The organism is Naasia aerilata (assembly GCF_030296595.1).
Taxonomy (GTDB): Bacteria; Actinomycetota; Actinomycetes; order Actinomycetales; family Microbacteriaceae; genus Naasia; species Naasia aerilata.
Genome location: NZ_AP027731.1, coordinates 741,623 through 751,025, shown reverse-complemented (window position 1 = coordinate 751,025; position 9,403 = coordinate 741,623). Strand labels below are relative to the sequence as shown.

Genomic DNA, 9,403 nt, shown 5'->3' with positions numbered 1-9,403 from the left:
GGACATGGAGGATCCCGCGCCGCGCTTCCCCCTGATCGGGCTCCTCACCCTTGCCGGCGCGATCTTCGTGTCGGTGACCGGCGAGTTCCTGCCCACCGGGCTGCTGCCGGACATGGCGCGAGATCTCGAGGTCAGCGTCGGCCAGACCGGCCTCCTCGTCACCGTCTTCGCCGCGACGGTCGTGGTCGCGGCCGCCCCGCTCGCGTTCCTCACCCGCACCGTCTCGCGCAAAGGCCTCGTCTTCGGCGTCCTTCTCGTCAACGCGCTCGCCACGGTGCTCGCCGCCGCGGCACCCAACTACGAGGTGCTCGTCGGCGCCCGCGTCCTCGGCGGCCTCGCCCACGGCCTCTTCTGGGCGGTCGTCGGCTCCTACGCGGCGCACCTCGTGCCGAAGGCGCAGCTCGCCCGGGCGATCGCCATCACGGGCGCAGGAGGATCCGCCGCCTTCGTGCTGGGCGTCCCCGTCGGCACGCTGCTCGGCCACGGGGCCGGCTGGCGCCCGGCGTTCCTGATGATCGCCGCCGCCATGGTGGTGCTCGCCGTGCTCGTGCTCGCCTATCTGCCCGCCGTCGACCACTCGGTGCCGGTCACGACGGGCGAGATCCCGCTCCCCGCCCGCCGGGATCCGACCCTGCCCGGGGTCCTCGCGGTCTGCCTCGTCATCGTCGTGCTCATCGTCGGGCAGAACATCTTCTACACCTACATCGCGCCGTACCTCACGGGGACGGCCGGTTTCGACCCGGGGGCGGTGGGGCCCATCCTCTTCCTCTACGGCGGCGCCGGAGCGGTCGGTCTGCTCATCGCCGGCATCGTCGGCTCCCGTTATCCGACGGGTGCGATGCTCGTCTCCATCGGAGTCGCGATCGTGTGCGTGCTCGTCCTGGCGGCGGCTCCCCGCGCCCCGGGAGTCGTCGTCGTGGCCGTCGTCGCCTGGGGCGCATCCTTCGGCGTCGTGCCCCCGCTCCTGCAGACGCGAAACATGTCGCTCGCGTCCATCCGGATCCGCGACCAGGCGTCGGCGTGGATGACGACGGCCTTCAACATCGGCATCGGCGGGGGCGCGCTGGTGGGGGCGGCCCTGCTCCCGCTCGGGGGCGTCGAGGTCCTGCCCTGGGTCGGGGCGGCCGTGATGGGCGTCGCGCTCGTTCTCGTGGCGCTGATTGCCGGAAAGAGCCGGAGGAAAGGGTCAGCAGGGTCGGTTATCGTGTAGCCACCCAACCCAGTGAGGAAGCATGGCAACGGTACCGCCAGCCGACCGCACCTCGTCCTCGCTCGATCCGCGTTACGACCCGATGTACCAGCGTGGGTACGCCGGAGGCGCAGCGTCGACCCAGCGACGATCCGAGGTCCGCTCCGCCGTGCCCGTCGAGGTCCCGGACGCGCTCGGCACCGACGACATCGGCTCGGAGCTCGGCGCGAGGAACCTCGCCGCGCCCGCGGAAGCCGTGCCCCCGGCCGCCAAGCCGTGGCTCGGCGTCGGCGTGCTGTGGATCACGAGCGCCGCACTCGTCGTGCTCGGCCTGTTCCTCTACTTCGCCTTCGGCCCGACTGGGTACGGCGCCGACTGGTCGGTGTCGACGACCGACGGATCCCTGCGCTTCGCAGACGGCCGCACCGTCGAGCAGGTTCTCGCCACCCAGCTCGTGGTGACGGTCGCTCCGTACCTCGTGGTGCTCGGCGTGGCCAGCGCCGTCGCCACCCTCTTCCTGCAGGTGACCCGCTCCCAGAGAGGCACACGATGACCGCAGTAGACGTCGACGTCCGGGAGGCCGCCGCCCGCGTGCTCCGCTCCGTGGAGACCGTGATCGACGGCAAGCCGGAGGTCAGCGCCATTGCGCTCACCGTGCTCATCGCGGAGGGCCACCTCCTCATCGAGGACGTGCCCGGCGTCGGCAAGACCATGCTCGCGAAGGCCCTCGCCCGCTCGGTGGGCGGCAGCGTCAGCCGCATCCAGTTCACCCCCGACCTGCTGCCCTCCGACGTCACCGGCGTGAGCGTCTACGACCAGGCGTCCGGGCAGTTCGAGTTCAAGCCGGGGTCGGTCTTCGCGAACCTCGTCATCGGCGACGAGATCAACCGCGCCTCGCCGAAGACGCAGTCCGCTCTGCTCGAGTGCATGGAGGAGGGGCAGGTCACCGTCGACGGTCGCAGCTGGCGGCTGCCCCGGCCGTTCATGGTGGTGGCGACCCAGAACCCCGTCGAGATGGACGGGACCTACGCGCTGCCCGAGGCCCAGCGCGACCGCTTCACGGCGTCCGTGTCGATGGGCTACCCGGACGCCGCCGCCGAGCTCACGATGCTGCGCTCGCGGGAGGCGCGCAGCCCGCTCGACGACGTGCGCCCCGTGGTGTCCCTCGAGGAGCTCGAGGCGATGATCGCCGCCGCGCGCGCCATCTACATGTCGCCGTCCGTGGAGCAGTACCTGCTGGCCCTCGTCACGGCGACGCGCGGGCACCCCGACCTCCGGCTGGGCGCGAGCCCCCGGGCGACCCTGCAGCTGTCCCGCGTCGCGAAGGCCCGCGCGCTGCTCGAGGGCAGGGACTTCGTGCTCCCCGACGACCTGGCGAGCCTCGCCGTCGCCGTCCTCGCGCACCGCCTGCTGCCCACCCGCCAGGCTCTCGGCCGGTCCGGCGGGACCGAGTCGGAGGCGGCGGCCGAGGTCGTCCGCTCGATCATCGCCACCACTCCGGTGCCGCGCGCGTGAGGCTCCCATGTCGGCGCTGAGCGGTGCGACGGTGAGACGGGGCTCCCGGCGCCTCGACCTGACGCTCGGCATGCCGCGCCTGACGCGGCGCGGCTGGTGCGTGCTCGCGGCCGCCGCGATCTCGGTCATCGTCGCGTTCTCGGTCGGATGGCGCGACCTGCTCTACGTCGGCCTCGTCCTCGGTGCGCTGGTGCTCGCCTCCGCGATCGCCGTGCGCGCCCGCGTCTCCTCCCTGACCGCGTCGCGGCGCAACAGCCCGGACGTGGTGTCGGTGGGGGAGCAGGTGACGGCCCACATCACGGTCGCGAACCGTGCCTGGCTGCGCAGCTCCCCGCAGATGTGGCGCGACCTGACGCCCCGCGGCTTCGAAGGCCCCCGTTCCAGACCCTGCCGTCGCTCGCCCCCGCGGCGACCCGGCATCGGTCGCCCGCGTCAGCTACACCGTGGAGGCCCGCGAGCGGGGCGTCGTCGCCATCGGCCCCCTCGTCGTCGAGCGCAGCGACCCGTTCGGCCTGACGCTGCACGAGCGACTCGTGGGGGAGCCCGAGGAGCTCACGGTGCTGCCCCGCATCCACGCGCTCGACGGATCGGTGGCCGGGCGCTCGAGCATCGCCGATGCCGCCGTCCCGTCCTGGAAGACCGGGCACGGACACGACGACGTGATCGCGCGCGACTACCGCGCCGGAGACGCGCTGCGGCACGTCAACTGGCGGGCCACCGCCCACCGCGGCGAGCTGATGGTCCGGCAGGAGCAGAGCCAGGACGAGGCTCGCGCACTGGTCGTCCTCGACACCCGCCGGGAGAGCTACAGCTCGACGCCGGCATTCGAGTGGGCCGTGGAGTACGTCGCCTCGCTCCTCGTGCATCTGTCGGACACCGGTGTCGGGGTATCCCTGCTCGAGACTGTGCCGGCGCCGGGCGGACTGCTGGACGTGAGCCGGAGCGCGCGCGAGGCGCTGCTCGACCTCGCGACCGTCGACCGCCGGACCGCGCGCGGGGCGAGCACGGCGTACCTGCCGCGTCTCGCGGCACTGCTCGCGACCGACCCGGCTCCCGTCTACGCCGTGCTCGGGGCCGCTTCGGACGAGGAGCTCCGCACCCTCGCCCCGCTCAAGTCGCGCGCGAGCGGAGCGTCTGTCGTTCTCGTCGGCGACGGTCACCGGGTGCCGCCGGACGAGGTGTGGCTCTCGGGCTGGCGCTCCGCGTCGGCCTCGTACCGGGACGACGTCGCCGAAATCTGGCTGCGGACCTTCTCGCGAGGGGCGCGGGTATGACGCCGTCCCCGTCCGTCCGCCGCTCGAGCCTCGCCGTCAGCGGTGCGGCTCTGCTCGCCACCATGGTCGCGGCCGGCTCCCTGCGCATAGTCGTCCAGGGCGACGCCTGGTGGTGGGCGTCCCTGCTCGTCGCCACTCTCGCGGTGGCCGCGTCCGCCGGGACGCGGCGCGTCCGCCGGATCCGCGCCCTCGCGCCCATCGCCGGGACCGTGACCGCGGCGGTGGTCGTCGCGCTCGTCTGGGTGCCGGGCACCCTGACCTGGCTGATCCTCCCCACCGACGACACGATCTCCGCCATCTCGGGCCTGCTGCGCGCCGCGATGCGGCAGATCTACCTCGACTCCTCCCGCCACCTCCACGCCCGGGCTCCAGCTCGTCATCGCCTTCGGCATCGGCGTGCTCGCCGTGCTGGTCGACGCGCTCGTCGCAGAGCTGCGCCTGCCCTGGCTCGCCGGGCTGCCGCTGCTCCTGCTGGCGATCGTCCCGGCCCGCGCGGTGGCCGTCGGCGACGATCTCGGCGGCGTGACCGCGACGGCTGCAGCCTTCCTGCTGCTCGTCTGGGTCGATCGCCGGCGCGACATCACGCGCCCGCCCGCGTCGACGGCCGCCGCGCTCGGCGCCACCGCCGTCATCGGCGCCCTCGTCCTCCAGGCCCTCGTGCCGACCCTCGTCAACCCCGCTCCGGCCTCGGCCGGCACCCTGCGCCCGGTCTTCGCGCCCGGCGCCGACCCGCTGGTCCGCCTGGGCGAGCAGCTGCGTCGCGGGGCGGACGTCACGGTGCTCACCTACAAGACGACGGCGTCCACGCCCGTCTACCTGCGCGTCGTGACCATCGACAACCTGAGCGGCGACGAGTGGGCACCCACCACCTCCGAGGGCGACCCGTCGAGCCGCCAGGTGCTGACCTTCCCCTCGCCGGAAGGACTCGGCGAGGACGTCGAGCGCGAGGAGGTCTCGACCGTCATCAACGACGCCTACCAGCAGCGCTCCTGGCTGCCCGTGCCCTACCCGGCCACGTCCATCGACGGACTGGTCGGCGACTGGGCGTGGGAGCCGGATGCCCTCACGGTGCAGGCCGTGGGACCCGTGCGTCCGGTCGACGAGTACACGGTGTCGAGCCTCCAGACGGACCCCACCGTCGAGCAGCTGCAGGCGGCGCCTCCCGCAGGCGGCGCCGCATTCGACCGGTACCTCAGCCTTCCGACCGGAATGCCGTCGATCATCGCCGACACCGCGGCGACCGTGACCGCGGACGCCGGCACCGGCTACGACAAGGCGGTCGCCCTGCAGGACTACCTCCGCGGGCGCGACTTCACCTACGACGAGGAGACGCCCCAGCGCGCGGACGGGGACGGCGACAGCATGGACGTCATCGCCGCGTTCCTCGACGCCAAGCGCGGCTACTGCGTGCACTTCGCCTCAGCCATGACGGTCATGGCGCGCACGCTCGGGATCCCGGCCCGCATCGCGGTGGGCTACCAGCCGGGCGAGCGCCGCATCAACCAGCCGGGCGTCTTCGAGGTCACGTCGCACGACCTGCACGCCTGGCCGGAGCTCTACTTCGAGGGCGCGGGCTGGGTCCGCTTCGAGCCCACGCCGGGCCGCGGCGACGTGCCCCGATACCGCCAGGACGCTCAGGCCAGCGGGACCGACCCCTCCAGCGCCCCGACGCCGACCCCGTCGGCGGCCGCCCGGTCCGATCGCTCGGAGGAGGACGCCGCGGCCGCCGCGGGCGGATCGGCGGGCGGACCTCCGCTCGGCGGAGCGGCCCTGGGCGCCGGTGTGCTCGTGCTGCTCGGCGCGCCCGCGCTCGCCCGTGCCCTGCGCCGAAGGCGGCGGCTGGCCGCGCTGCGCGTCCCGCGGGCGGGGCCGGCCTGGGACGAGGTGCACGACACCGCCCTCGACCTCGGGATCCTGCAGAGCGGCGCGGACACGCCGCGGGCCCTCGCCGCGCGGCTCGAGGAGGTGCTCTCGCCGTCCCCGGAGGAGCATGCTCAGCTGCAGAAGCTCCTCGCGGTCGTCGAGCGAGAGCGGTTCGCGCGTCCGGGAACGACGGGTGACGCCGCGGACGAGCGAGCCGTCCACGGCCTGCTGCACCGCATGCGCGCCGGCCGCAGCCGCGGGGCCCGCCTCCGCGCCACCCTCCTGCCGAAGTCGCTGGTCACGTGGGCCCTCAGCCTGCGCCGTCCGGAGACACCCGCGACCGCGTCCTAGCCGGCGAGGCAGCCTGCCTCCGCAAACCGCGGCCGCATTGGTAGGCTGTCCCCCGTCGCGACTGGCGTGAGGGAGCTTCGGCTCCCCAGGGTGGGCCACCACCGGGGAACGACTGACACGGACGAGGCCGTACGCCTGGGCCACGACTCCAGACACCGTCAGCCGAGGAGCCCCATGCCCGATTCCACCTTCCTCTCGCCGCTCTCCATCGTCGATCCGGAGATCGCCGACGTGCTCGCCCGCGAGCTCGACCGCCAGCAGTCCACGCTCGAGATGATCGCGAGCGAGAACTTCGTGCCCCGCGCCGTGCTCGAGGCGCAGGGGTCCGTCCTCACCAACAAGTACGCCGAGGGCTACCCCGGACGCCGGTACTACGGCGGCTGCGAGTTCGTGGACATCGCCGAGGAGCTCGCGATCTCCCGGGCGAAGTCGCTGTTCGGCGCGGACTTCGCGAACGTCCAGCCGCACTCGGGCGCGAGCGCGAATGCGGCGGTCCTGCACGCGATCGCCTCGCCGGGCGACACGATCCTCGGGCTCGAGCTCGCGCACGGCGGGCACCTCACGCACGGCATGAAGCTCAACTTCTCGGGCCGGCTGTACAACGCCGTCGCGTACGGCGTCGACCCCGACACCTTCCTGATCGACATGGACGTCGTCCGCCAGAAGGCGCTCGAGCACCGCCCGGCCGTCATCATCGCGGGATGGTCGGCGTACCCGCGACAGCTCGACTTCGCCGCATTCCGCGCCATCGCGGACGAGGTGGGCGCACGCCTCTGGGTGGACATGGCCCACTTCGCGGGGCTGGTGGCCGCCGGCCTGCACCCTCGCCGGTGCCGCACGCCCACGTCGTCTCGTCCACGGTGCACAAGACCATCGGCGGCCCGCGTTCCGGCTTCATCCTCAGCAACGAGGAGGAGCTCGCGAAGAAGCTGAACTCCGCCGTCTTCCCGGGACAGCAGGGCGGCCCGCTCATGCACGTCATCGCCGCCAAGGCGACCGCATTCAAGCTCGCGGCGGAGGAGGAGTTCCGGGACCGCCAGGAGCGCACGCTCCGCGGGGCACGGATCCTCGCTGAGCGGCTGGGCGCCGCTGACGCGCAGGGCGCCGGCATCGGCGTCCTCACCGGCGGCACGGATGTGCACCTCGTGCTCGTGGACCTCCGGAAGGCGCAGATCGACGGTCGGCAGGCGGAGGACGTGCTCCACGAGGTCGGCATCACCGTCAACCGCAATGCCGTGCCGTTCGACCCGCGTCCGCCGATGACGACCTCGGGCGTCCGGATCGGCACGCCCGCCCTCGCGACGCGCGGATTCGGCGACGCCGAGTTCGAGGAGGTCGCGGACATCATCGTCGGCGCCCTCCTCCCCGGCGCCGGCCTCGGCACCCTCGGCGGACGCGTCCGGGAGCTCGCCGGCCGCTATCCCCTCTACGCCGGCCTCGGCGCGAGCGGGCAGCCGCTCCCGCACGAGGAGTTCGCGACCTCGGTGGTCGGCCGATGACCGCCGTCCGGCTCGACGGCACCGCGACTGCGACCGCCATCAAGGGCGAGCTCAAGGCGCGCGTCGAGGCACTCGCTGCCCGCGGCATCCGCCCCGGGCTCGGCACGCTCCTGGTGGGCGACGACCCGGCGTCGCACGCCTACGTGGCGGGCAAGCACCGCGACTGCCGCGAGGTCGGCGTCGAGTCGATCCGAGTCGACCTGCCGGGCGACGCCACAGAGGAGCAGGTGCATGAGGCGATCGAGCGCCTCAACGCCGATCCCGCCGTGACCGGCTACATCGTGCAACTGCCCCTTCCCGAGGGGATGGACGCGAACGCCGCTCTCGAGCTGATCGACCCGGCTAAGGATGCCGACGGCCTGCACCCGATGAACCTCGGGCGCCTGGTCCTCGGGGTGCAGGGTGAGCTGAACTCGCCGCTGCCGTGCACGCCGAACGGCATCGTGGAGATGCTCCGCCGGCACGGCGTCGACCTGCCCGGCAAGCACGCCGTCGTGATCGGCCGCGGGCTCACGGTCGGCCGTCCGCTCGGGCTGCTGCTCACGCGCAAGGGCATCGACGCGACCGTGACGCTGGCGCACTCCCGGACCCTGGACCTGCGCGAGGAGGTCCGCCGCGCGGATGTCGTCGTCGCCGCCGTCGGGATGCCGCACCTCGTGCAGCCCGACTGGATCAAGCCGGGCGCCGCGGTGCTCGACGTGGGCGTGACGCGCGTGGTCGACCCGGAGACGGGCAAGGCGAAGCTCTCGGGCGACATCGCGCCGGGCGTCGAGGAGGTCGCGGGCTTCCTCTCGCCGAACCCGGGCGGCGTGGGTCCGATGACGCGCGCGATGCTCGTCGCCAACGTCGTGGAGGCCGCGGAGCGCGCCGCGCGCTAAGTGCGGAGCCCCCGCGGCGAGAACAGCACGGGCTGACCGGGCCGGAGCTGCGCGAGCAGGTCGAGCGACCGCTCGGCGACGACCGCGATCACCGGGTACCCGCCCGTGACCGGAGCGTCGACGCCGAGCACGGTCGGCGACCCGTCCGGCGAGACCTGGATGGCGCCGGGCAGCATGCCCTCGCTGGCCAGCTCGCCCGTCACGCTCCGCTCGAGCGGCGGCCCCTCCAGGCGGATGCCGGTGCGGTCCGAGCGCGGCGACACGCTCCACGCGGTGCCGAGCAGCACCGCTATGGTCTCTTCGGGGAACCAGTCCTGCCGCGGCCCGGGAGCCAGGTCGAGTCGCACCGGCCCGTCGGCGGGCGGGTCCACCGGCACGAGGTCGGCCGCCGGCACCGGAGCGAGCGGTCGGGCGCCGAGGTCGAGCTCGTCGCCTGCGCGGGCCGGCGGCGGACCCAGTGCTGCCAGCGCGTCCCGGGAGCGCGAGCCCAGCACGGGGGCACGTCGATGCCGCCCCGCACCGCCAGGTAGTACCGCACCCCTCGCTCGGCAGGTCCGATCTCGAGCCGAGACCCTGCCCGGAGGAGGGTGGCGGTGTGCGGCTCGACCCGCCGGCCGTCGGCTGCCACGGCTCCCCAGGCTCCGGTCAGCGCGATCCAGGTGTCGGCGAGCGCCTCCAGCACCGCGCCGCCGAGGAGGATCTCGAGGCCCGCGGCGTCGGCCGGGTTGCCGACGAGGCGGTTGCCGAGGCGGTGCGCCCCGCGGTCGAAGGCGCCGGCGGCGCCCACGCCGAGAGAGGCGAGGCCCGGTCGACCGGCGTCCTGCACGAGCATCA

General features: G+C 73.7%; 6 protein-coding genes, 3 pseudogenes and 1 riboswitch. Of the genes and pseudogenes, 8 read left to right on the top strand and 1 reads right to left on the bottom strand.

Going from position 1 to position 9,403, the window contains the following annotated elements; translation table 11 throughout:
- Window positions 1–4: 4 nt before the first annotated feature.
- The 8 genes and pseudogenes from QUE51_RS04080 (at window position 5) to QUE51_RS04045 (ending at window position 8,569) form a co-directional block, all read left to right on the top strand.
- Window positions 5–1,210 carry an MFS transporter gene (locus QUE51_RS04080; protein WP_286278333.1) on the top strand — a complete coding sequence of 402 codons (1,206 nt, stop codon included), beginning with the start codon at window positions 5–7 and terminating at the stop codon, window positions 1,208–1,210.
- A 22-nt stretch (window positions 1,211–1,232) separates the two neighbouring features.
- Window positions 1,233–1,742, top strand: a complete 510-nt coding sequence (locus tag QUE51_RS04075) for a hypothetical protein (protein ID WP_286278332.1) — start codon at window positions 1,233–1,235, stop codon at window positions 1,740–1,742.
- Window positions 1,739–2,704 carry an AAA family ATPase gene (locus QUE51_RS04070; RefSeq protein WP_286278331.1) on the top strand — a complete coding sequence of 322 codons (966 nt, stop codon included), beginning with the start codon at window positions 1,739–1,741 and terminating at the stop codon, window positions 2,702–2,704. The genes QUE51_RS04075 and QUE51_RS04070 overlap by 4 nt, the downstream gene beginning before the upstream one ends.
- Before the next feature lie 443 nt (window positions 2,705–3,147).
- Window positions 3,148–3,978, top strand: coding sequence for a DUF58 domain-containing protein (locus tag QUE51_RS04065; protein WP_286278329.1), 831 nt, complete (start codon window positions 3,148–3,150; stop codon window positions 3,976–3,978).
- A gap of 375 nt (window positions 3,979–4,353) precedes the next feature.
- Window positions 4,354–5,103 (top strand): annotated as a pseudogene (locus QUE51_RS04060) (TgpA N-terminal domain-containing protein); the annotation flags it as partial.
- 84 nt (window positions 5,104–5,187) lie between these two features.
- The gene (locus QUE51_RS04055) at window positions 5,188–6,192 is read left to right on the top strand and encodes a transglutaminase-like domain-containing protein (RefSeq protein WP_286279250.1); all 1,005 of its coding nucleotides are present in this window, start codon (window positions 5,188–5,190) and stop codon (window positions 6,190–6,192) included.
- A gap of 47 nt (window positions 6,193–6,239) precedes the next feature.
- Window positions 6,240–6,340, top strand: a riboswitch (ZMP/ZTP riboswitch).
- 26 nt (window positions 6,341–6,366) lie between these two features.
- Window positions 6,367–7,691, top strand: a pseudogene (glyA, locus tag QUE51_RS04050) (serine hydroxymethyltransferase).
- Window positions 7,688–8,569 carry a bifunctional methylenetetrahydrofolate dehydrogenase/methenyltetrahydrofolate cyclohydrolase gene (locus QUE51_RS04045; RefSeq protein WP_286278328.1) on the top strand — a complete coding sequence of 294 codons (882 nt, stop codon included), beginning with the start codon at window positions 7,688–7,690 and terminating at the stop codon, window positions 8,567–8,569. Before glyA ends, QUE51_RS04045 begins: the two are co-directional and overlap by 4 nt.
- Here QUE51_RS04045 and QUE51_RS04040 read toward each other — a convergent pair.
- Window positions 8,566–9,401, bottom strand: a pseudogene (locus QUE51_RS04040) (5-oxoprolinase subunit C family protein). The gene QUE51_RS04045 and the pseudogene QUE51_RS04040 overlap by 4 nt on opposite strands.
- Between the last annotated feature and the right edge of the window lie 2 nt (window positions 9,402–9,403).

Bases quoted from the DNA above. Each gene is read 5' to 3' on its own strand.
- QUE51_RS04080 (WP_286278333.1), top strand. From the start codon at position 5: ATGGAGGATCCCGCGCCGCGCTTCCCCCTGATCGGGCTCCTCACCCTT.
- QUE51_RS04075 (WP_286278332.1), top strand. From the start codon at position 1,233: ATGGCAACGGTACCGCCAGCCGACCGCACCTCGTCCTCGCTCGATCCG.
- QUE51_RS04070 (WP_286278331.1), top strand. From the start codon at position 1,739: ATGACCGCAGTAGACGTCGACGTCCGGGAGGCCGCCGCCCGCGTGCTC.
- QUE51_RS04055 (WP_286279250.1), top strand. From the start codon at position 5,188: ATGCCGTCGATCATCGCCGACACCGCGGCGACCGTGACCGCGGACGCC.
- QUE51_RS04045 (WP_286278328.1), top strand. From the start codon at position 7,688: ATGACCGCCGTCCGGCTCGACGGCACCGCGACTGCGACCGCCATCAAG.